Annotated in this window: 25 protein-coding genes and 1 tRNA gene; 16 read left to right on the forward strand and 10 right to left on the reverse strand. The window is 61.5% G+C overall.

Annotated elements, in window-relative coordinates; all coding sequences use genetic code 11:
* Positions 1–5: 5 nt before the first annotated feature.
* A complete protein-coding gene (locus ACM5SV_RS36245) occupies positions 6–614 on the reverse strand; it encodes a TetR/AcrR family transcriptional regulator (protein WP_222015533.1) in 609 nt (202 codons plus the stop codon).
* Between the two features lie 112 nt (positions 615–726).
* Here ACM5SV_RS36245 and ACM5SV_RS36250 point away from each other — a divergent pair, with 112 nt between their 5' ends.
* The 3 genes from ACM5SV_RS36250 (at position 727) to ACM5SV_RS36260 (ending at position 5,232) form a co-directional block, all read left to right on the forward strand.
* The gene (locus tag ACM5SV_RS36250; protein WP_131590545.1) at positions 727–1,413 is read left to right on the forward strand and encodes a PspA/IM30 family protein; all 687 of its coding nucleotides are present in this window, start codon (positions 727–729) and stop codon (positions 1,411–1,413) included.
* A gap of 49 nt (positions 1,414–1,462) precedes the next feature.
* The gene (locus ACM5SV_RS36255; protein ID WP_222015532.1) at positions 1,463–1,744 is read left to right on the forward strand and encodes a YiaA/YiaB family inner membrane protein; all 282 of its coding nucleotides are present in this window, start codon (positions 1,463–1,465) and stop codon (positions 1,742–1,744) included.
* A gap of 92 nt (positions 1,745–1,836) precedes the next feature.
* Entirely contained in the window at positions 1,837–5,232 is a 3,396-nt protein-coding gene (locus ACM5SV_RS36260; protein WP_222015531.1) for an acyl-[ACP]--phospholipid O-acyltransferase, read from the forward strand.
* Positions 5,233–5,734: 502 nt separating this feature from the next.
* Here the strand turns inward: ACM5SV_RS36260 and ACM5SV_RS36265 are convergent.
* Positions 5,735–6,142 carry a hypothetical protein gene (locus ACM5SV_RS36265; protein WP_041935634.1) on the reverse strand — a complete coding sequence of 136 codons (408 nt, stop codon included), beginning with the start codon at positions 6,140–6,142 and terminating at the stop codon, positions 5,735–5,737.
* Positions 6,143–6,404: 262 nt separating this feature from the next.
* On the opposite strand from ACM5SV_RS36265, the gene ACM5SV_RS36270 reads away from it, so the two are divergent.
* Positions 6,405–6,481, forward strand: a tRNA-Pro gene (locus ACM5SV_RS36270).
* A 78-nt stretch (positions 6,482–6,559) separates the two neighbouring features.
* On the opposite strand, the gene ACM5SV_RS36275 is transcribed toward ACM5SV_RS36270, so the two are convergent.
* Complete coding sequence (locus ACM5SV_RS36275) at positions 6,560–7,705, reverse strand: GSU2403 family nucleotidyltransferase fold protein (RefSeq protein WP_244432261.1); 1,146 nt, start codon at positions 7,703–7,705, stop codon at positions 6,560–6,562.
* A gap of 495 nt (positions 7,706–8,200) precedes the next feature.
* On the opposite strand from ACM5SV_RS36275, the gene ACM5SV_RS36280 reads away from it, so the two are divergent.
* The 3 genes from ACM5SV_RS36280 to ACM5SV_RS36290 all read left to right on the forward strand — a co-directional run bounded on the left by ACM5SV_RS36280 (position 8,201) and on the right by ACM5SV_RS36290 (position 9,851).
* Entirely contained in the window at positions 8,201–8,347 is a 147-nt protein-coding gene (locus ACM5SV_RS36280) for a hypothetical protein (RefSeq protein ID WP_222015674.1), read from the forward strand.
* Between the two features lie 291 nt (positions 8,348–8,638).
* Positions 8,639–9,364, forward strand: coding sequence for a Crp/Fnr family transcriptional regulator (locus tag ACM5SV_RS36285; RefSeq protein ID WP_221965675.1), 726 nt, complete (start codon positions 8,639–8,641; stop codon positions 9,362–9,364).
* A 238-nt stretch (positions 9,365–9,602) separates the two neighbouring features.
* Positions 9,603–9,851, forward strand: a complete 249-nt coding sequence (locus tag ACM5SV_RS36290) for a hypothetical protein (protein ID WP_017993236.1) — start codon at positions 9,603–9,605, stop codon at positions 9,849–9,851.
* An 82-nt stretch (positions 9,852–9,933) separates the two neighbouring features.
* Here the strand turns inward: ACM5SV_RS36290 and ACM5SV_RS36295 are convergent, their stop codons facing one another.
* The 3 genes from ACM5SV_RS36295 to ACM5SV_RS36305 form a co-directional block, all read right to left on the reverse strand.
* Entirely contained in the window at positions 9,934–11,520 is a 1,587-nt protein-coding gene (locus ACM5SV_RS36295) for a hypothetical protein (RefSeq protein ID WP_419425523.1), read from the reverse strand.
* Positions 11,521–11,721: 201 nt separating this feature from the next.
* Positions 11,722–12,741: a helix-turn-helix transcriptional regulator gene (locus ACM5SV_RS36300; protein ID WP_222015528.1), complete on the reverse strand. Its 1,020-nt coding sequence runs from the start codon at positions 12,739–12,741 to the stop codon at positions 11,722–11,724.
* Between the two features lie 9 nt (positions 12,742–12,750).
* Positions 12,751–12,939 carry a hypothetical protein gene (locus ACM5SV_RS36305; RefSeq protein WP_168307615.1) on the reverse strand — a complete coding sequence of 63 codons (189 nt, stop codon included), beginning with the start codon at positions 12,937–12,939 and terminating at the stop codon, positions 12,751–12,753.
* A 183-nt stretch (positions 12,940–13,122) separates the two neighbouring features.
* Between ACM5SV_RS36305 and ACM5SV_RS36310 the strand changes: the two genes are divergently transcribed.
* Positions 13,123–13,362 (forward strand): DUF982 domain-containing protein, encoded by a 240-nt coding sequence (locus ACM5SV_RS36310; protein WP_012756410.1) that lies wholly within the window; start codon positions 13,123–13,125, stop codon positions 13,360–13,362.
* 26 nt (positions 13,363–13,388) lie between these two features.
* Here the strand turns inward: ACM5SV_RS36310 and ACM5SV_RS36315 are convergent, their stop codons facing one another.
* The 4 genes from ACM5SV_RS36315 to ACM5SV_RS36330 all read right to left on the reverse strand — a co-directional run bounded on the left by ACM5SV_RS36315 (position 13,389) and on the right by ACM5SV_RS36330 (position 15,634).
* A complete protein-coding gene (locus tag ACM5SV_RS36315) occupies positions 13,389–13,613 on the reverse strand; it encodes a hypothetical protein (RefSeq protein WP_222015527.1) in 225 nt (74 codons plus the stop codon).
* Positions 13,610–13,843 carry a hypothetical protein gene (locus ACM5SV_RS36320; RefSeq protein ID WP_222015526.1) on the reverse strand — a complete coding sequence of 78 codons (234 nt, stop codon included), beginning with the start codon at positions 13,841–13,843 and terminating at the stop codon, positions 13,610–13,612. The genes ACM5SV_RS36315 and ACM5SV_RS36320 overlap by 4 nt, the downstream gene beginning before the upstream one ends.
* Positions 13,844–13,854: 11 nt before the next feature.
* Positions 13,855–14,118 (reverse strand): hypothetical protein, encoded by a 264-nt coding sequence (locus ACM5SV_RS36325; protein WP_222015525.1) that lies wholly within the window; start codon positions 14,116–14,118, stop codon positions 13,855–13,857.
* Between the two features lie 868 nt (positions 14,119–14,986).
* Positions 14,987–15,634 (reverse strand): S24 family peptidase, encoded by a 648-nt coding sequence (locus ACM5SV_RS36330; RefSeq protein ID WP_017993243.1) that lies wholly within the window; start codon positions 15,632–15,634, stop codon positions 14,987–14,989.
* 142 nt (positions 15,635–15,776) lie between these two features.
* On the opposite strand from ACM5SV_RS36330, the gene ACM5SV_RS36335 reads away from it, so the two are divergent.
* The 8 genes from ACM5SV_RS36335 to ACM5SV_RS36370 all read left to right on the forward strand — a co-directional run bounded on the left by ACM5SV_RS36335 (position 15,777) and on the right by ACM5SV_RS36370 (position 18,571).
* Positions 15,777–15,968, forward strand: a complete 192-nt coding sequence (locus tag ACM5SV_RS36335; protein ID WP_222015523.1) for a hypothetical protein — start codon at positions 15,777–15,779, stop codon at positions 15,966–15,968.
* A complete protein-coding gene (locus tag ACM5SV_RS36340) occupies positions 15,965–16,183 on the forward strand; it encodes a hypothetical protein (RefSeq protein ID WP_113548529.1) in 219 nt (72 codons plus the stop codon). Before ACM5SV_RS36335 ends, ACM5SV_RS36340 begins: the two co-directional genes overlap by 4 nt.
* 244 nt (positions 16,184–16,427) lie before the next feature.
* The gene (locus tag ACM5SV_RS36345; RefSeq protein WP_222015521.1) at positions 16,428–16,706 is read left to right on the forward strand and encodes a sigma-70 family RNA polymerase sigma factor; all 279 of its coding nucleotides are present in this window, start codon (positions 16,428–16,430) and stop codon (positions 16,704–16,706) included.
* A gap of 32 nt (positions 16,707–16,738) precedes the next feature.
* Positions 16,739–17,104 (forward strand): hypothetical protein, encoded by a 366-nt coding sequence (locus ACM5SV_RS36350; protein WP_026160134.1) that lies wholly within the window; start codon positions 16,739–16,741, stop codon positions 17,102–17,104.
* Entirely contained in the window at positions 17,070–17,465 is a 396-nt protein-coding gene (locus ACM5SV_RS36355; RefSeq protein WP_113548527.1) for a hypothetical protein, read from the forward strand. Before ACM5SV_RS36350 ends, ACM5SV_RS36355 begins: the two co-directional genes overlap by 35 nt.
* The gene (locus ACM5SV_RS36360) at positions 17,462–17,761 is read left to right on the forward strand and encodes a GcrA family cell cycle regulator (protein WP_017990602.1); all 300 of its coding nucleotides are present in this window, start codon (positions 17,462–17,464) and stop codon (positions 17,759–17,761) included. Before ACM5SV_RS36355 ends, ACM5SV_RS36360 begins: the two co-directional genes overlap by 4 nt.
* A complete protein-coding gene (locus tag ACM5SV_RS36365) occupies positions 17,758–17,955 on the forward strand; it encodes a response regulator transcription factor (protein WP_131710338.1) in 198 nt (65 codons plus the stop codon). Before ACM5SV_RS36360 ends, ACM5SV_RS36365 begins: the two co-directional genes overlap by 4 nt.
* Positions 17,956–17,968: 13 nt before the next feature.
* Positions 17,969–18,571 carry a hypothetical protein gene (locus tag ACM5SV_RS36370; protein ID WP_222015520.1) on the forward strand — a complete coding sequence of 201 codons (603 nt, stop codon included), beginning with the start codon at positions 17,969–17,971 and terminating at the stop codon, positions 18,569–18,571.
* Positions 18,572–18,574: the final 3 nt, after the last annotated feature.

Consider the following 18,574-nt stretch of genomic DNA (forward strand, 5'->3'; position numbering starts at 1 on the left):
CCCCATCACCCCCGCCGCTGCTCCGCCCCCGCGGCAATCGTCTGCACCAGCTCATCCACCTCCCGTGCCAGCCGCTCCAGCGGCAGGCCGACGAAGCGGCCTTCGAGGCTGATGCTCACGACCCCATGCACCGCGCCGAACAGGGTGCGGGCGCGGATCGCGCGGTCTTCGGGGGGCATGTCGGGCTGCAGTTCGGCCAGCGGTTCGGCGATCACGTCCATCAGGAAGAGGTGTTCGTTAAGATGCCATTGCGGCGTCGGGCTGGTGTCGGGGGGGAAGTGGTCGAACAGCGCCTTCCAGAGGTTTCGGTGTTCGACAGCGAAGCTTAAGTAACCCTGCGCCAGGTTGCGCAGCCGGTCGGTCGGCGGCCGGTCTTTGGTCTCGGGCAGGGTGAGCCTCGCCTCCAGCGCCTTCAGCGTGGCGGAATTGACGTGGATGACGAGCTCGGCGAGGTCTGAAAAGACCGTGTAGAGGCCGCCGAGCGCGCAGCCGGCATCCTGGGTGATGTCACGGGCCCGGAGGTTTGCCAGCCCGTCTCTGGCGATCCGCTCGCGCGCCGCCTCGATCAGCCGGGCCTTCAGGTCTTCGCGTTTTTCTTCTCGTCTGCCGGCCATTCACCATTCCACTTCGATTTTTTTGAACGTCGTTCAAAATTTATCTTGAACGACGTTCATGATTCTGCCATAACACCTCTCGTGAACAACGTTCATAAACCGGAGGAAGGAAATGTTCAAACTGATTTCCATTTTGTTGCGGGGCAGGGCGCATGATGCCGAGCAGGCTTTTGCCGACTGCCACGCCGTGCCGCTGCTTTCCCAGCAGATCCGCGATGCCGCCCAGTCGATCCAGTCGGCCCGGCGCAGTGTGGCGGTCGCCATCGCCCAGAACGAACAGGAGAAGGGGCAGCACGGGGCGATCGTTGCCCGCATCGCCGATCTCGAAATCCGCGCCTCCGCCGCCTTGGCGAAGGGCAATGAGGGCCTGGCCCGCGAGGCGGCCGAGGCGATCGCCTATCTCGAAGCCGAGCGTGATGCATCGGAAAAGGCGCAGAGCCAGTTCACCAGCGCGATCGACAAGCTGAAGGGCATCGTCCGGGCTTCCGAGGCGCGGCTGCAGGAGTTGCAGCGCGGCGAGCGGCTGGCGCGTGCCACGCAAGAGGCGCAGAAGCTCGATGTCGCAGTCGCGGGTCCGGGCTTTGCCACACTCGACGATGCCGAGGAGACCCTGGCGCGCCTTCGCCTGCGCCAGAGCCAGAATGAGCTGACGGCCGCCGCCCTGAAGGACATGGAAGGCGCCATCCGCCCGGCCGGCATCATCGAAAAGCTTGCCAATGCCGGCTTCGGCGCGCCGCTGCGCTCATCCGCCGATGATGTGCTGGCGCGGCTGAAGAGCCGCATCACGCCCGCTGCCTGAAATCGCATCCATCCAACCATTCATCCATCGAACCATAGGGACCACTGATATGAACGACAGTTTCCAGAAACATTCCTCAAGCTGGGTCAGCTTCTCCTACATCTCCTTCGGCTCGGCCGCCTTCATGCTGGCGATTGGCCTCTACATGATGCCGCTCGATCTCTGGGGCAAAGGCTATCTCGCCATGGGCATTCTGATGCTGGTGCAGACCACGGTGAATATCACCAAGACCCTGCGCGACAATGCCGAATCCGAGAAGCTGATCCGCAAGGTCGAGGATGCCCGCACCGAGAAACTCCTGGTCAAGTTCAATCGTAACGATGAAGATTGATCTTGGTTAACCACAGCGCAGAGTTGTTACCGCATTCAACTTTTGCGTAACAACTCTGTGGCCTTCTCTGCCAGTCGAAAGAGGGACCCGCCGTGCAACACAATCTGATGACCTCCAGGAAATTCGCGCCGCTGTTCTGGACCCAGTTCCTGACGGCCTTCAACGACAATTTCCTCAAGAACACCCTGGTGTTCCTCATTCTCTTCAAGATGTCGGCCAGCGAAGGTGCCGCCCTGGTGACGCTCGCCGGCGTCATCCTCATCGTGCCCTTCCTGCTGCTCTCCGCACTCGGCGGCGAACTCGCCGACAAGCATGACAAGGCGAAGATCGCCGAGCTGTTGAAACGCTGCGAGATCGCGGTCGCCGCCCTTGCCGTTATCGGTCTCGCCTTCTCCTCGATCTTCGTGCTGATGGCGGCGCTGTTCGGCTTCGGTATCGTCTCGGCCCTGTTCGGGCCTATCAAATACGGCATCCTGCCCGATCATCTCGAACGCCGCGACCTGCCGAAGGCCAATGCCTGGATCGAGGGCGGCACCTTCATCGCCATCCTCGCCGGCACGATCATCGCCGCCTTCGCCTTCTCAGGCGGCGACAATGTGCTGATCTTCGGCACGATGATGATGGGGCTTTCGGTGCTCTGCTGGCTGGCCAGCCGGATGATCCCGCCCACCGGCTCCAAGGCGCCGGATCTCGAGATCGACCGCAATGTCATCCGCTCCAGCTATACCCTCGTCATGGAAATCCGCGCCGATAAACGCCTGTGGCGTTCGGCGCTGATGAACTGCTGGTTCTGGCTGGTCGGCGCCTTCGTTCTCTCCATCCTGCCGACCATGGTGACCGAGCTGCTCGGCGGCTCCGAGCTCGTCGTGCCGGCCTATCTCACCGTCTTTGCCATCGCCGTCGCCGTCGGCTCGGCCATTGCCGCCTGGATGTCCTCCGGCCGCATCGTGCTGCTGCCGGCCCATGTCGGCACGGCGCTGCTTGGCCTCTTCAGCCTCGATCTCGCCTGGAACCTCTGGGGCCTGGCTTCGTTGAGCCATGCAACGACGATCGCCACCTTCTTTGCCGGTCAGAATACCATCCGCGTCGCCATCGATCTCGCCGGCATGGCGATAGCGGGCGCCTTCATCGCCGTGCCGACCTTCGCCGCCCTGCAGACCTGGGCGCATGAGGACCGCCGCGCCCGCGTCATCGGCGCCGCCAATGTGCTGTCTGCCCTGTTCATCACTGTCGGCCTCGGCCTCGTCGCCGCCGTCCAGGCGATGGGCGCTTCCATTCCTCAGATCCTGATCGGCCTCGGCATCATCAATTTTGCTGTCGCCTGGCTGATGCTGAAGACGCTGCCGACCAATCCCTTCCGCGATTTCATCTCGATCATGTTCCGCGCCTTCATGCGGCTGGAGGTCGAGGGGCTGGAGAATATCAAGAAGGCCGGCCGCGCGCCGATCATTGCGCTCAACCATGTCAGCCTGCTCGACGGCGCCCTGGCGCTTGCCATCACCGAGGAAGAGCCGACCTTTGCCGTCGATTACAAGATCGCCCAGGCCTGGTGGGTGCGGCCCTTCCTGAAGATGTGCAAATTCCTGCCGCTCGACCCGACAAAGCCGATGGCGACGCGCTCGCTGATCAAGGTGGTGCAGGATGGCAACCCGATCGGCATCTTCCCCGAGGGCCGCCTGACGGTGACCGGCACGCTGATGAAGGTCTATGATGGCGCCGCCATGGTCGCCGACAAGACCGGTTCGATGGTCGTGCCGGTGAAGATCGATGGGCTGGAGAAGAGCTATCTCTCCTATCTCGATAACGGCAAGATCCGCCGCCGGCTGTTCCCCAAGGTCAAGGTCACCATTCTCGAGCCGGTGAAGCTCGAAGTGCCGCCAGAGCTGAAAGGCCGCAAACGCCGCACGGCGGCGGGTGCTGCCCTTTATCAGGTGATGTCGAACCTGCTGTTCCAGACCGCCGATACCTCGTCGACGGTTCTCGATCGCGTCATTCAGGCCGGCCATGAATTCGGCATGAAGAAACTTGCCGTCGAGGATCCGGTCACCGGCCGGCTGACCTATGGCAAGCTGCTCACCGGTGCTGCCGTGCTCGGCGCGAAATTCCGCACGATGTTTCCGGAACAGAACCTCGGCGTCATGCTGCCGAATGCCAATGGTGCCGCCGCCACGCTTCTCGGCGTGATGAGCGCGGGAAAGGTGCCGGCGATGCTGAACTTCACCGCTGGTGCCGCCAATATCCTCTCCGCCTGCAAGGCCGCCGAGGTCAAACATGTGCTGACCTCGCGCGCCTTCGTCACCCAGGCGAAGCTCGGTGCTGTGATCGCCGAGATGGAAAAGCAGGTGACGATTGTCTGGCTCGATGATCTCAGGGCCGAAATCTCACTCAAGGATAAGATCCTTGGGCTTCTCCGCAAGGCGCGGCCGCTGGTGAAACGCCAGCCGGATGATCCGGCGGTGATCCTCTTCACCTCGGGTTCCGAGGGCACGCCGAAGGGCGTGGTGCTCACCCACCGCAACATCCTGTCGAATGCCGCCCAGGCCGCCGCCCGCATCGATTTCCACAGCGGCGACAAGGTGTTCAACATCCTGCCGGTGTTTCATTCCTTCGGGCTGACGGCCGGCACGGTGCTGCCGCTGATTTCGGGCGTGCCTGTTTATTTCTATCCGTCGCCGCTGCATTACCGCATCGTGCCGGAGCTGATCTATGCCTCCAACGCCACGATCATCTTCGGCACCGACACCTTCCTCAACGGCTATTCCAGAACGGCGCATCCCTACGATTTCCGCTCGATCCGCTATATCTTCTCCGGCGCCGAGCCGGTGAAGGCCTCGACCCGCCAGACCTATATGGAAAAATTCGGCCTGCGCATCCTCGAAGGTTATGGCGTCACCGAGACCGCGCCTGTCATTTCGATCAACACGCCGATGTACAACAAGTCGGGCACGGTCGGCAAAATCCTGCCCGGCATGGAATGGAAGCTCGAACCGGTGCCCGGCATCGATGAGGGCGGCAGGCTGCATGTGCGCGGCGCCAATGTCATGGCAGGCTACCTCCGCGCCGAAAAGCCCGGCGTGCTCGAGCCGCTGGTCGATGGCTGGCACGATACCGGCGACATCGTCACCATCGACGAGGACGGCTTCGTCAAGATCCGCGGCCGGGCCAAACGCTTCGCCAAGATCGGCGGCGAAATGATCTCGCTCGCCGCCGTCGAGACGCTGGCCGCCGAGCTCTGGCCGGGCGCGCTGTCGGTCGTCTCCTCGCTGCCCGACGCCAAGAAGGGCGAGCGGCTGGTGCTCTTGACCGACGCGCCGACAGCCACCCGCGCCGAATTCCTCGCCTTCGCCAAATCCAAGGGCGCCATGGACATGATGGTCCCGGCCGAGGTCAATATCGGCAAGGTACCGGTGCTGGGTTCGGGCAAGGTCGATTTCGTCGCGGCGCGCAAGCTGGCGGAAGCTGCGGTGCAGGGGGAACAGGCGGCGTGAGCGTCGGCGGCCTATGAGATCGCGAACTGCCCCTCACCCTAACCTACCGGGGTCGAGCCACTCGTCTCGACCCGTCCTGCGGACCCCCGTAAACGGGGCGAGAGGACGTGCCCTGCGAGAGGTTGGTGGGGAACGGAGAGGGCGCGGTATATCCCTTCGCCCCTCGGGGAGAAGGTGCCGGCAGGCGGATGAGGGGGCCACACGGCACACCCCTCTCGTAACAACCTATCCGGCGATTGAGACGACGCGAGCGGTGTGGAACTCACATGGTGTTGTTGGAAAGACCGGCGTCGCCGGCCCCCTCATCCGCCCTACGGGCACCTTCTCCCCGAGGGGAGAAGAGGGAATCGAGAGGTCGCGGCATGGTCCCTTCGCCCCGCAGGCGGGGGTCCGAAGGACGGGTCGAGACCAGTGGCTCGACCCCGGCAAAGGTGGCGGCAGCCGGATGAGGGGCTGCCCTCGGCACCGGGCAACAATGGCCCCGTGTCGCGGAAACCGTCCGTTACTTCTGTTCGGGCGCCAGAAACTCTGCGCAATAGGACGGGCCGTCGACGCCGGGGATGTCGGCGACGGTGCGGATGTCGCGGATGGTGTAATCGGAGCTGGTGGTGATTTCGGCCTGGCAGCGCAGATAGGCGGTGCGAGCGGACGCGATCTGCTTGCCGCGCTTGCCGTCGGCGCCTTCGGCATATTTCGCCGGAATGCGCACGGTCTTGTAGCCGCCGCGCCAGGTATAGACGGTGGTCGAGCCTTGCTCGCTGTCGCTGATCGGCGGCCCGTAGGCGGCAAAGAAGATGCCGGCCGATTTGCCGACCCAGCGGGCCTCGATCGGGTTGCCGGCGGAAGGTATGGTCGTGCATCCGGCAAGCGCAATTGCAAGCCCGGCCGCGGTCATGGTGCGGAAATTCATCGTGTCGTCCCTGATCTCTAGCGCATTGGTTACGAAGCCGCCCTCGTGAGCGTTTTCGCCTGTCCTGTCTGCCCTTTAGCGTGGAACCCGGCAAAAGAAAATTGCCCCTTTGAGACTTCCGTTCGATTTGCGGCAGGTGTGGCTTTTTGCTGCAGCCGCCGACCTCCCGACCTGTCACAACCCCGTCAAAATTTCCGCCGGCTTTTTGGAATTTGGTGCTTGTGCAACCAGATAGGCTGTTCTATAGAAGCGCCGCTGGTCACGGAGTGTAGCGCAGTCTGGTAGCGCACCACGTTCGGGACGTGGGGGTCGAGTGTTCGAATCACTCCACTCCGACCAGCCGAAAAGCCCGGTAACCCGGGCTTTTTTCTTTTGTGCTGATCTCAGCCTTCGTCTCCTCCCCACCGACCAAGTTTCCTAACGGCGGGACTTTGGCGCAGGTGTCGAAGTTCCCCCGGCTCCGTCAGGGCCAGTTTCAACTCCGTAACGGGCGGGATCTTCGCCAATTTCCGCCATGCCTTCGGCGAGAACGGACATGAGCTGTAGACGGCGGTCCGGTCGCATGAACGACAATCCGCGTGCAATTGCGTCACGCCATGACTGACCGCGTTCCCACGCCTCGCAATAGGCCAGCGCAAGATCAGAATGGCGGCGTGTCGCGCCCATCGCTTCGAAAAGATGGGAAGCCTGCTGCACGTCCTTTTCGCGCTTGAGCACGCCATTGTCGTCGTTCTGCCGCCGCGAGGCGACGATCAGCTTGTGAACTGCGTAGCGCTCCGCAGCGGGAACATTGACCGTAATGCCGCTCTTGTGAAGGATCACGGTCCTGATCGGGTTGTAGATGAGGTAATCGAGGAATCTGAGCGGTTCGGCAGAAATTCCCCCAAGGGCGGGCATATCAGCGGGCTTCTGCTGATTGTCGTCGCTGCCCGTATTCGGCGTCAGGAATTCGACCTTGTAGTTCTTCGCGTTCACGAACTGGGTCGAGCGCGTGGGATGGTTGAGATGTGGGACCTCCCGGAATGTCGGGTCCAGCTTTTCAAGAACCTCGCCTATGGGAGGGATGCTGTCGTTGACCGCCGTCGAGATCGAATGGAACTGGGCGAAATCGGCATCGCTCGTCTGCATAAGCGACGCCGGCAGTCGAACGCCGAGAATGCCGGAATAGGTCTGGAATGCCACGGTTCCGACGAGAACCGCGCGCAGACGGAAGAGCCCTGCATTGGCAAGCGCCTCGATGATGTCGCCCGTAAACCTGGGCGGTGCGTTCATGCCGCCTTCTCTCGTAAGAGTGGCCACCATTCGCCGGCGGTTTCGGAGATCATCCTTGATCGCGCCGAAGTCGGTCACTCTTTTCGTAAGCTCCTCGTCATTCTTTGGCCCGACATAAGACCGTTTGACTCCGTCTTGGCCCGGATGATCGAAATACCAGTATTCCTTGCCCTTCACGGGGACGGAGACGAACCGACCCTCCAGCGGGAACTCGGCGACAAAACTTCCGTCCAGCGAACGCTGGCCGAGCTCCGCCAGCATGGTCTGGTACATCAAATCGATCTCGCGGATGGGCACGGATTTTCTCCGGTTATAACGTTCCTGCAAAAAGATTATAACACCGCGTTCGACCGGCCGAAAGCCCATCCTTCCTCTTGTTATAATTTTTCTGCAGGAAAGTTATAACTGAGGCGGGGCTGAACGGGAGCGGTGCATCGGCTCCCTGTGGCGCAGAACGTGCGTGTGACATCATCGCCAAACCCTGCCGCGTCCTGACCGCCCTCGCGCCTTGCGCACTGTGGATCAAAAAGGTGCCCGCCGAAAAACGGGGCAATTTGGGAACGGACGGATCACACAGGAAGCAAGGGGTGGCGTACGGCCCCGTCACGAGGGGGCACCTGCGCGATCCTTGCGACCTAACCCATAGATAGTCGGAAAAGTTCCTGTGCGGTTCCGCACCAAGCGCCCCGCGCCTGAGGGATTGATGTCGGGACCTGTTTCATTCGGATAAGAGCACATCTCGATGGAGTAAGCGCCGTCAGGAAGCAAATGGCCTATGAGCCTGATATGGCTATCGTCTTTGACAGCGTGACAAAGGCGGTGATCGTCAGTTTCCGCGGAGTCACGGTCTATCTGCCAGGTCCCTATGCCGACCGAAAGGCGGGCGTTTTTACCGCCGAAGCGCATTGCCGCCGGCTTGGCTGGCGAGATTGATTGCGACATCCATCGACGATCCACAAAGGCAGATATTTATATTGTCAATCGCTCGTCCTTTCGCAATCAGCGCGCATGCCGAGGCAAGATGTGCTAAGCTCTCTTGGTCGGTATCGAACATCGGTGCCGGTCTATCGTCGCTGATCATCAACAATGTCAGTGGCTTATGTGCGGTTTTGTCATAAACGCACCCTTTCGCGGGACCGATAGCCAAATCTTTGGCCGTCCCTTAGCTTTCACCACACCCACAGGCGTTTGGTTTGACATCCAAGCTCCCCACGCGGAGCTGCTATGCCCCACTTCGACCAATCGACGGTCGAGAACACTCTACTGAAATTGTTGAGCGTAGACGGCTTCGCACGCCTCTCGGGAGAGATGGAGCGCGTCGACCTTCCATTGCGGCATGTTCTTGTTGCTAGCGACGTCCCATCCACGCATGTCTGCTTCTTGGAAAGGGGTTTGGGATCCATGGTTGTCGGCAGCACCGACGAAGAAGCGGTGGAGATCGGCCACATCGGGCCCGAAGGCGCATCCGGCATGCACGTCGTCCTGGCGGTAGAGACCACCCCCACGCGCACGTTCATGCAAGTCGCAGGCTCGGGAATTATGGTGCCGATGGAGACGTTTCGGCGCGCGCTGGCCGATGATCCCGAGATGAAGGATTTCTTCCTTCGCTATGTTCACACAACCGTGCTGCAGCTCGCCCATTCGGCGCTTGCGAGCGCCCGCTTCAATATGCATGAACGGTTGGCTCGATGGATCCTGATGTGTCACGACCGCCTTGAAGGCAACAACCTGGCAATTACCCATGAATTTCTGGCATTGATGCTTGGTGTCCGGCGTTCGGGCGTCACCAATGAACTACACGTGCTTGAGGGCGTCCAGGCCATCCGGTCGACCCGCGGAAACGTTAGAATAGTGGACAGGGAGAAATTGATCGAAATTGCCGGTGGCTGCTATGGAGTGCCGGAGCGCGAATACGAAAAGGTGCTGGGTCTTCCGCTCCGCGCCAGGTAGATTAGTCCACTCGCTTAACCGCTTCCGAAAAAGGCAACGCGAGCAGGATATCGCCTGGTTCGTTTTGCCTCTCTCCGTCGCGCTCAAGGCAACGGCATCGATAACGCATTCGCCACTGTCCCATGTCATCGCCGGCAATTGTGCGCAACCGCACTGATGGTTGGCCTTCAGAGCTTGATGCACTACGGTTGTCTTATCGCGATCCGGGTGAGCTGTTGCGACGCTCAATGAGGAAGATATGACGGACTTCGATCCCTCACTCCAGCTAGCAGACGTGAGCATGCTTTCGGATGCTGTTCGGACTTGGTACCGGCATAATCGCGCCACGCCAACGGAACAATCGACACAGCTGCTTTGCAGCGCGGCGTTCGACTTCTATAATCAAGGACACAGGACGCGCGAGGAACTGGTCACGCTGCTGATCACGAAGTTTGATTGCCTTCACTCACTTGATGTCAACGCGCCGACGTCCACGTCTCATCACTAGTGAATCGGTCTTCTCCCGGCTTGACCCTAGAGCGCGAAAAGGCGCTCGCGGCCGATGGAACCTGCGGCGCAATGCTGCGATCTCAGCCGCCGACGGTGATTTCACCATCCGCAACACGTTTGACAAATATCTTCAAACCGTCATGCCTCAGTTTCTTCCAACCGCCGTCGGAAACCATTGATTTAGCCAGATCGGCAAACCCTGTGGTGAGGTAGGGAACCTGCGATGCCGGTCGTTTGCCGAGCGCTTGAATCAGGCAGTCAGTTCTTGGCGGCGACGAGAACGTGTTTCCTGAACCTTCCATGCGGATCTCCACATGATCTGTGCCGTCTGGAAATCTGATCGTCCCATAGCCGCACCTGGCCGCCGCCTTCACTTCGGGCTTGGAGAGCTTGTCTTGCAGAACAAATGACAGCTGGCTGAAACTGTTGTCGGTGTAGTCGAACTGACCCAGGATGATGAAGTCCAGCTCGTTCTGCCCCTTCTTGGCGCCTTTGATCTTGCCAAAGAAGTCGGAATTCACCTTGGTGTCTTTGCCTGTCGTCAGGGCGAGCATTTCGCCCAGCTTGATATAGGTCCTCGGTTTTGACGAAACGTTTTTGGCACCAGCCGCGGCCTTGCCTGAAGGCAGACTTGCCGTCTCCGGCTTGGCATAGGCGTCAGCGAAGGCTTGCAGTGTCGTGAGGTTGAGCGCTTGGGGAAGCGAACCGCTCTCGAACTTGCGGCAGGAGAGCGCGGCTTGCCGTGTTGCCTTGTCAGGCTTGCCCTCGACATTCCCTGGCTTGCAGCCCAAATGAGCCAGTTGCTGCTGCAACGTCTTGAGCAAAACTGCTTGTTTGGCGGAATAGTCGCTGACACCGCGGGTCACACTGACATTGCGGACATCGATGCCGATACCATCCGGCTGCACCACGTCAAACTGGGACGTATGATGGTCATAGGTCTTCCATTCATTGCCCCAACCCATCATCACCGGGCCGAGAATGAAGTTGAATGATTTTGGGTCGCGGTTTGATTGCGGCTCGCACTCGTTCGATTCCCAGCAATGCGGAGCTTGGTTGGTTGCTTCGCCTTCGGCGGCGTAGATCACCTTGTTGTCGCAGCTTGCCGTAACCCAGCCGCTCGCATCGTTTGCCCATCGGATTTTCAGCGAGAATGTCGCCCATTTGCCGAAATCTTGCGGTTTTTGGCACTGGCGGGCGAGAAAGTTCACGCCGTTGCGCGTGTCGGCTTTCAGCATGTAGATGAAATCGTGGATTGCCGGTCCTTCCCAGGACGCGAGGCGCAAATGGCTGTCCCAGCCATCGGGATAAAAGCCATTTGCGGAGTTGTTGTGCCAGCCCTTGTAGGCAAAAGTCGGATCGAGCCGGAAATCAAACTTGTATTCGACGCTTTCGCCAGCCTTCATGTCTCGCGTATAGCGAATTGTCGAGCGGACGTTGCCATTGCGACAATCATTTTCGCCGCGTCCATCTCCATAGTCGACATGGGAACACTGACGGTCGAATATCTCAAACCGGGTCACGCCGCCCTTGACCTCCGGTCTGACCGATCCGTTGAACTTGTGGCGCTCAAAACCTTTGGGGAGCGGATCGGCAGTCGCACCTGCGGGGGTCGCAAAAACCATAAGCGCGCCAACCGCCAGTCCAACTATGGGATTTTTCAGCATAGCTCCCCCTCCAAATTGGACGCCAACCATATCACGATCTCTTTTGGAAGGTCGGGTTTAGATCAGGTTCAGATCGGTGCGTGAGGTGCTGTGCCGGGAGCAGGGGCCGCGGTCAAAGCTGCCAAGCTGCTGTCTTCAACGATGCCGCCGAGCCCGAGCAGGTGCGGCGGGATTGGCCCGGCGAGACGCCGGCGGTCGAGGCTATTGGCTCGGAGCCCCGGCGCTCAACAGCGCCCGCACCAATGCCGCCTGGCTGCGGACGCCGGTTTTGTCGAAAATGCGCTGTAGCTGGGTGCGCAACGTGTTGACACTGACCCCGAGCAGATCGGCGGCGGCGGCGAGGTCGTGGCCATCGACGATCAGGCGAGCAAGCCGGGTCTGCGCCGGCGAGAGGCCGAAGACCTCCCGCGCACTGGCGATCCGGCGCACCAGCGTCTCGGCGTCGTCGAAGGAGACCAGCGTCTTGCCGTCCTCGAGCAGAACCCAGCAGTAGAGCGGAATCCCCGCCGCGTCCTCGCCGAGCGCCACCGCCCAGGCCTGCTTCGGCGCGATGTTCAGCGGCCTCTGGCTCTGCAGCTCGCGGAACGCCAGGCGCACCGCCTCGCGCAGCGCAGGGTCGCGTTCGCGCTGCCGGGCACGCAGGCGGCCGGCAGCGGCGACGAGCCCGGGATGGCCAGGCATCCGCTCCCGCGCCAGCCGGTTCGTCCAGAGGATCCTTGCATCCGTGTCGACCTCGATCAGCGGGCAGTTCGCCTCCTCGACGCTGCTCTCCATCATCACCATGCAGCCGATCTTCCAGGCGCCGTCGATCCGGTGGAGGATCCGGAGCTGGCGCTTGCGATCCTCGCCGGTGTCGCTGCCGATCTGATCGAAGGTCATCCAGGCCATGTTGCCGTCGACGACGATGTTGACCTTTTCCCAGCGGACGCGCTCCGAAAAGGCGTGTTTCTCCGGGAATCGCTCGACGATCTTCTTGATCCGCGCGGCGATCGGGTCCCAGCCTTCGTCCACGCGAACGCCGAGCGAGGCGAAGTATTCCATCCGCCGGGTCTGCGGCGACTGCACCCAGTGGCTTGCCAGCGCCTCGAAGTCGCGCTGCAGCCAGGCCTCGGTTTCGGCGCGGATCACTGCCATGATCGCCGCCCGGTCAGCCTCGCTGTCGTCCATCGCGCGGTCCCCCACAACGGATCGCAGCATAGCATGATCGGTCTGTCGGAGCATGACGGCACCTCATGTGTTGACGACGCCGGCCAGAAACAGCGTCAGGCCGGCGGTCGCGGCAGTCAGCCCGAGTAGCCGAAGCCTCAGGCGCGGCAGGGTGATCTGATTTCGGTAGTATCGGTCCTCGGCCGCGGCGCCCATCGGCGTCGGGCGGCGGCGGTTTGGCATATGCGCGGCGACGAGACTCTGAAGGTCCATTGTGTTGCCTCCCGGTTCGGGCTTCATCTGCCGCATTCTCGCACGCATCCGAGCCCCGCTCTGTCATGCAGGCGGAGGACATCGGGCTCGGCGCCCGGCTGGCGAACAAAGAATCATCTCAACCGGAACGAGTCCCGCGGTGATTCGTTGAGTCGCGTATTTCCAGCGTGAGGGGGATGCATCATGAGCAGGCGACGAAGGTTCAAGCCGGTGAAGATCACCATCAATGGCAAGGTCAGAACGGTCTATAATGTCGTTCAGGCCGGCAACACTTTGTTGAATGACTGGCCCGAGCAGACGCCGGCGGCCAAGGTGGCCGAGCGGCTTGTGCTCGACGTGTTCAACGATGCCGCCGGGCCCGAGCAGGTGCGGCGGGCATTCATTACCGCGGCGAAGGCGAGCGACATCAAGTTCAGCTCCTGAGCGGCGGTGTCGGCGAAAGCCCTGGCTCACTTCCATGACACATGCTCCTGGTATCGCAGATCCCGGGTTTTGAACTGCGTCTCCATCCAGGCGGCCGAGACGATCGCCGCCAGGAAGCCGAAGGTGAGGCAGGCGATGGCCTGGGTCCGCCACGAGACGAAGGTGACCGGCGCCAGGGTGACGGGCTTTTTCGCGCATTCGCCGGGCGGGCAGGCGCAGCCGGAAAAGGCCTTGATCAGGCAATCGCTCATGCCGCACCGCGTTTCACCGTGTCGATGGCGGCGAGGATCTTCTGGTGAAGGGGGCAGCCGTGATCGTCGCTGCCATCGAAGAAACGTTCGGCCTCCACCAGTGCCTTCAGGAGATCGGGTGCCCCGGCGGTGAAGCGGGCGCGGGTCTTTTCGTTTGCTCCGGCCCGTCGGGCGGCAGGAAAGCAGGGGCGCTCGGTCGATGGCTCTGGTGCGGGATTGGCGGCAGACATCTCCCTTCTCCTCAGGCGTAAAGCTGATCGGTATCGGTGATGCCCATGATCTCGCGGGCATAGCGGTAGTGCTCCTCGACGCTGGCGGTAGCACCCCGCAGCCAGGACGGGCCGCGGATCGAATGTTCGGGACGGCGGAGGAACGCAAAGCCGAGGGCGCCCATGCGCTGGGCCTCATTCGCCATATAGGCGCGGCAGTCGCCCATCGTGCGCGCCGCATTCCAGCGGGCGTCCCGCCTGCTTTCCTCGGTCTCGATATTGCGGATGTGCTGCATCGCCTGTCCTCTCGCGCCTCTGGTCGGCCTGTGAGGAAAAGGTATATATCATACCCGATTACGTCAATCGCAAAAGGTATAAAAAATACCTCTGCGATTGACGGGGTACGAATCATAGGTTTATGTCTGTCGCCAGTGATTGGGCGACCGGGTGCAACTCCCGAGCTGACGAAGCCCAGCGGCGCGGGAAGCGAAAGTCCTTAAGTGCGCTGTCAGAAAATCAGGACGAGGGCGAAGCGAATGGCCCCTCTGGCACGTGTCCCATCCCGGCTCCGGCCTTCAGGACTTGGCCAATGCTCTCCCGGCTTCATGGGCTTTGCTCATGGGGTAGGGGGAAGCTTTGGCCGGAACCCTCCCTCACCAGCCTTCAGGAACCTTCTCCTCCTAAGCTGAAGAGAGAGGAGTGAGAACTGAAGTTGGAGTATGAAAGCTACGAGAAAAAAGGAGGCCGGCCATGCGCAACGAAATCGAAATCACCGACTAGGTGATCGAGGCGGGTCTGGGATCACCGAATTTACGATCCATGGGATGAGAAGCTGCCGAAGGACATTCCCCGCGGCCATCCGTTCCATCCTGGTGGCGGTGACGAGTGGTGCGCGAAGGGCATCCGAAGCTTCCGCAATTTTTGGTTTCAGAGGATGAATCGTCCCGATATACATCGTGATCCCGGCTAGGGCTCGGCGAGCTCCGGAGCGAAATCCTACAGGCCGTACATCTCCCGTGCGGCACTGTACGCCAGGAGCAACACCGCTATCGTGACGATATAGAACCAGATTCGGCCGGAGCGTGAGGAAGGGCGTATCATCCTGTTTTCCCTATTGAAATATGATTGATTCGCGGCGTTATTTCCGAGCTTTGGCTGTCAGCCTCACATCTCGATGATCGATCGGCGGACGCGGCCGACGATGGTGACGGCGCCCTGGAATTCCGGCGGCGGCACGTCCTCGTAGGAAGCGGGCTGGAAGGGCGGGTCGTCGTTCGGGCGATAGCGCTTGTAGGTTGCAGCACCCGTTTCGTCGGCGACGACATAAAGCGCGTTCGGCGCCAGGCGCTTGTCGCGCAGATTGACGAAAATGATCGAGCCGGGCGGCGAGATCTTGTTCATCGAATTGCCTTCGACCTCGAGCGCGATCCATTCGCCATCGGGCAGGTCGAGGGCGGCGACCGTCGGGAATTCCGAGAAATCGGTGATCGGCGCCTGCTCGCTCAACTGGCCGGCGCTGACCCAGGAGATCTTCGGCACATCGGCGACGGAGACCGGCAGCTCATCCGGATCGAGCGCGTTGCCGGTGCCGAACTGCAGCCAGTTGAGATTGACCTTGAAAGCGCGGGCATACTTCTTCGCATCGGCAATGCCGAAGCCGTTGCGGCCGGATTCATGCGCCTTGTAGACATTGGCATTCCAGCCGAACCGATCGACGATCGCCTTCGGCCCGGCAAAGCCGGCATTCTTCCTGGCCATGACGAGGCGCTTTGCGCGTTCTTCGCGTTCAAATTGTTCCTGATCTTTCAACATGATATAAAAAATACCCTAAATTAAGGTACATGTCATGCCCTAATGCGCTTGACATATCGGGTATTAATTGTACCCTAATCGACATGACAAGCACCGACATCATCAACAACGGCCAGCCTTTCGGACTGGAGGAGACGGCACCATGAGGTTCACCATTTCCTCGGAAGAGCGGCTCGCCGTGGACGTCATGCCGACCGGCGTCGTCATTCACCGGCCGCAAGGGCCAAGGGGAGGGCGGATGTCTGCGATATCAGTTCGCAATGAGGATATCCCCTTCCTCGCCAAGGCCCTGCAGCAGGTGCTGAACGCCAACCGGGAGGTGGAATCGATATGACCATCGCCACCGCAACACCCGCCGGCGAGTTCCAGCGCCGCGGCGCCCGCTACACCGGCTGCCCGATCTGCGCAAAGGCGCTGTCGATTGCCGAGGTGATCGAGCGCCACTGCGAAAATTGCGATCGGCCGACGCGCCCGGAAGAGATCAGCGAGACGATGATCCCGCCCGGCGCTCTGCCGATCACCAACCCCGATAGCCCAGCCCCTCCCTGACGGCTATCGGTGGCTGGCGTCGTCGCCCTCCCTCGGCGACGCCAGCATCCCCGGGCGCGACTGTCGTGCCCACCGGGCGCGCTCGCGCCCGACCCAGGCGGCGGCCTGGCAGACGACCGGAGCTTTTGCTCCCGCATGAGCCGGCTCCGGTCGTCATCGATGAATTTGAATCAAGCACGGGACGAGCCACCCGCTCCGGCGGGAACGGCGAGCCGCGCTTGAAATCGGAAAGAAGGATCAAGCGATGAGCATCCAGGCCGAGGCCACGCCAGCGCAGCAAAGCACGCACATGAACGCGCTCGAGCTCTTCCGCACCGGCCGGGACTATCTCGAAATATCAGCCATCCTCGGGGTGTCGGTGCCCTCGGTGGAAACCGAGATCCACAGGCTTCGAAGCGCCGAAAAGGGCGACACCGCACACGAGGACCATGCCGGCTCAGAGATCCGGCGGTTTCCCCGCCGCACCGCCAGGCCCGGTGCCCCGGTCAATTTTGCCGGCGGGCGACGGCGGCTGCGGATTTGAAGAGGCCATCTCAATCGGGAAAGGGACATCGCATGGGCAAGGACACAGTGAGCCAGGAGATCATGGAGATCCTCAGCCCGGTGCTGGGGGAGGAGCTGGCGGCAGCGATCATCGAGCATCGCAAGCGCACGCTGAAGAAGCCGCTGACGGCTTATGCCGCCAGGATGCAGGCGAGGGAATATCTCATGACCGGTGACCCGGTCGGCGCCGCCGAGATGCAGATCTTCCGCGGCTGGCAGGCGATCAAATGCGACTGGTACCTCAAGGAAAAGGCGAGGGAAGCCGGGTCGATCAACAGCAGTACGAGAAGGACGACAGTCGATGCCGCAAGAGATTTCCTCTCCGGTGAAGATCATAGCTGGGATGCTTTCGGGTTTCCCGGCATCCGCAGGCACTGATCCCGACATGCAGATCCGCGCCTATCTCGTCGCGATCGAGGGCATCCCGCTGGAGGCGGTCTGGCAGGCCGCCAAACTCTTCATATCAGGAAAGGTGAGGGATCATAACCGCGCCTTCGCCCCGAGCTCAGCCAGTTTTGCCGAGCAATGCCGCATTCAGAAGGCGGCGATCGAGGCGGAGAGCCGGCCGCGCATGGAGGCGGAGCCCGAGACGCCGCAGCCGAAAGTCCCGGCCTACAAGATGCAGCTGCTGCGCGACGCCGCCAATGGCAGCCGCAGCGCCAAGCGGGAGCTCGCCAGGATGTTTCCCGACAATCCGATCATTGCAAGGGCCGCACGACACGAGGAGGCATTGAGATGACCATCACTTTTTGGACGGAAGACAAGATCGTCAAGGCGGAAAAGCTCTGGAAGGAAGGGCTGTCGGCAAGAGAGATCGCCAATCTCTTCGGCTCGAAGAAGAACACCGTCATCAACATGGCGCATCGCAACCGCGACAGGTTCCCCTCGAGGCAGGACACCTGGCATCCACAGCCGAAGGCAGGCCCGCCCGTCCAGCCGATCCGACACCCCGACCGCGTGACGCGGGTGACCCTGTCAGGCGCGCATGTGACGATGCCGCGCGTGCCCTGCATCGATGGGCCTGCAGAGCCATGAGCAACGTCACCCCACGCGAAACCGAAGTGATCCGCTGGATGGCGGCGGGCAAGACGGCCGCCGAGATCGGCACCATTCTCGGCATCTCGCCGATTACCGTGAACACCCACATCGCCAACGCCAAGATGAAGCTCGGCGTCTTCAAGGAAACGGCGCTGGTCGCCGCGGCACTCAGAAACGGCATCATTCGATAGAAGGACGATCAGCATGGGCGGCAAAGCCACCAAGGTGAAGACACAACGGGCAAACAAGGGCGCCGGCCGTCCGCGTAAGGAAAATGTCGATCGTTTTCCCTGCGGCAAGATCAAGCCCTTCGAAACCGAGAAGGACAATATCAGCGTGGCGATATCAGCCCGCCGGCGGATCCACGGCTTCGGCCGGACGGTTGATGACGAGACGGTCAAGAGCCCCTTTGCCGGCTACACCCTCGGCCGCATGTTCCTCGACGGCCTGATCACCGCCGAACAGCGCCAGGCCGGCGACGACTATGCCGAAGCAATCGCCCGCTACCACAAGACCACAGGCATCCCGGCCCCGAGCCCGAGGGCGCAATCCCTCTTTGCCGTCAAAGGCCATGAAGGCGAGGTGACCGAAACCTTCGCCGACCGCGCCCGCAAGGCCAGCAACCGCATGATGGCGCTGCAGGGCATTCTTCTGCGCTGCCCTGATGGACCGCAGGTCAGGAGCACGGTCTATAACGTCACGGTGATGGATTACGAACATTTGCGCCAGATGCCGCCGCAGCAATTGCTGTGGCTGCGGAGGGGATTGACGGCGTTGCGGGGGCGAGGGGTGGTTGATGGGGGGTAAGGC

The sequence above is a fragment of the Rhizobium sp. CRRU65 genome (assembly GCF_048551595.1).
Taxonomy (GTDB): domain Bacteria; phylum Pseudomonadota; class Alphaproteobacteria; order Rhizobiales; family Rhizobiaceae; genus Rhizobium; species Rhizobium leguminosarum_J.

Excerpts from the sequence above, each read along its gene's own strand:
- ACM5SV_RS36245 (WP_222015533.1), bottom strand. The coding sequence starts at position 614 with ATGGCCGGCAGACGAGAAGAAAAACGCGAAGACCTGAAGGCCCGGCTG.
- ACM5SV_RS36250 (WP_131590545.1), top strand. The coding sequence starts at position 727 with ATGTTCAAACTGATTTCCATTTTGTTGCGGGGCAGGGCGCATGATGCC.
- ACM5SV_RS36255 (WP_222015532.1), top strand. The coding sequence starts at position 1,463 with ATGAACGACAGTTTCCAGAAACATTCCTCAAGCTGGGTCAGCTTCTCC.
- ACM5SV_RS36265 (WP_041935634.1), bottom strand. The coding sequence starts at position 6,142 with ATGAATTTCCGCACCATGACCGCGGCCGGGCTTGCAATTGCGCTTGCC.
- ACM5SV_RS36280 (WP_222015674.1), top strand. The coding sequence starts at position 8,201 with ATGGCTATCGTCTTTGACAGCGTGACAAAGGCGGTGATCGTCAGTTTC.
- ACM5SV_RS36285 (WP_221965675.1), top strand. The coding sequence starts at position 8,639 with ATGCCCCACTTCGACCAATCGACGGTCGAGAACACTCTACTGAAATTG.
- ACM5SV_RS36290 (WP_017993236.1), top strand. The coding sequence starts at position 9,603 with ATGACGGACTTCGATCCCTCACTCCAGCTAGCAGACGTGAGCATGCTT.
- ACM5SV_RS36295 (WP_419425523.1), bottom strand. The coding sequence starts at position 11,520 with ATGCTGAAAAATCCCATAGTTGGACTGGCGGTTGGCGCGCTTATGGTT.
- ACM5SV_RS36300 (WP_222015528.1), bottom strand. The coding sequence starts at position 12,741 with ATGCTCCGACAGACCGATCATGCTATGCTGCGATCCGTTGTGGGGGAC.
- ACM5SV_RS36305 (WP_168307615.1), bottom strand. The coding sequence starts at position 12,939 with ATGGACCTTCAGAGTCTCGTCGCCGCGCATATGCCAAACCGCCGCCGC.
- ACM5SV_RS36310 (WP_012756410.1), top strand. The coding sequence starts at position 13,123 with ATGAGCAGGCGACGAAGGTTCAAGCCGGTGAAGATCACCATCAATGGC.
- ACM5SV_RS36315 (WP_222015527.1), bottom strand. The coding sequence starts at position 13,613 with ATGAGCGATTGCCTGATCAAGGCCTTTTCCGGCTGCGCCTGCCCGCCC.
- ACM5SV_RS36320 (WP_222015526.1), bottom strand. The coding sequence starts at position 13,843 with ATGTCTGCCGCCAATCCCGCACCAGAGCCATCGACCGAGCGCCCCTGC.
- ACM5SV_RS36325 (WP_222015525.1), bottom strand. The coding sequence starts at position 14,118 with ATGCAGCACATCCGCAATATCGAGACCGAGGAAAGCAGGCGGGACGCC.
- ACM5SV_RS36330 (WP_017993243.1), bottom strand. The coding sequence starts at position 15,634 with ATGTTGAAAGATCAGGAACAATTTGAACGCGAAGAACGCGCAAAGCGC.
- ACM5SV_RS36335 (WP_222015523.1), top strand. The coding sequence starts at position 15,777 with ATGAGGTTCACCATTTCCTCGGAAGAGCGGCTCGCCGTGGACGTCATG.
- ACM5SV_RS36340 (WP_113548529.1), top strand. The coding sequence starts at position 15,965 with ATGACCATCGCCACCGCAACACCCGCCGGCGAGTTCCAGCGCCGCGGC.
- ACM5SV_RS36345 (WP_222015521.1), top strand. The coding sequence starts at position 16,428 with ATGAGCATCCAGGCCGAGGCCACGCCAGCGCAGCAAAGCACGCACATG.
- ACM5SV_RS36350 (WP_026160134.1), top strand. The coding sequence starts at position 16,739 with ATGGGCAAGGACACAGTGAGCCAGGAGATCATGGAGATCCTCAGCCCG.
- ACM5SV_RS36355 (WP_113548527.1), top strand. The coding sequence starts at position 17,070 with ATGCTTTCGGGTTTCCCGGCATCCGCAGGCACTGATCCCGACATGCAG.
- ACM5SV_RS36360 (WP_017990602.1), top strand. The coding sequence starts at position 17,462 with ATGACCATCACTTTTTGGACGGAAGACAAGATCGTCAAGGCGGAAAAG.
- ACM5SV_RS36365 (WP_131710338.1), top strand. The coding sequence starts at position 17,758 with ATGAGCAACGTCACCCCACGCGAAACCGAAGTGATCCGCTGGATGGCG.
- ACM5SV_RS36370 (WP_222015520.1), top strand. The coding sequence starts at position 17,969 with ATGGGCGGCAAAGCCACCAAGGTGAAGACACAACGGGCAAACAAGGGC.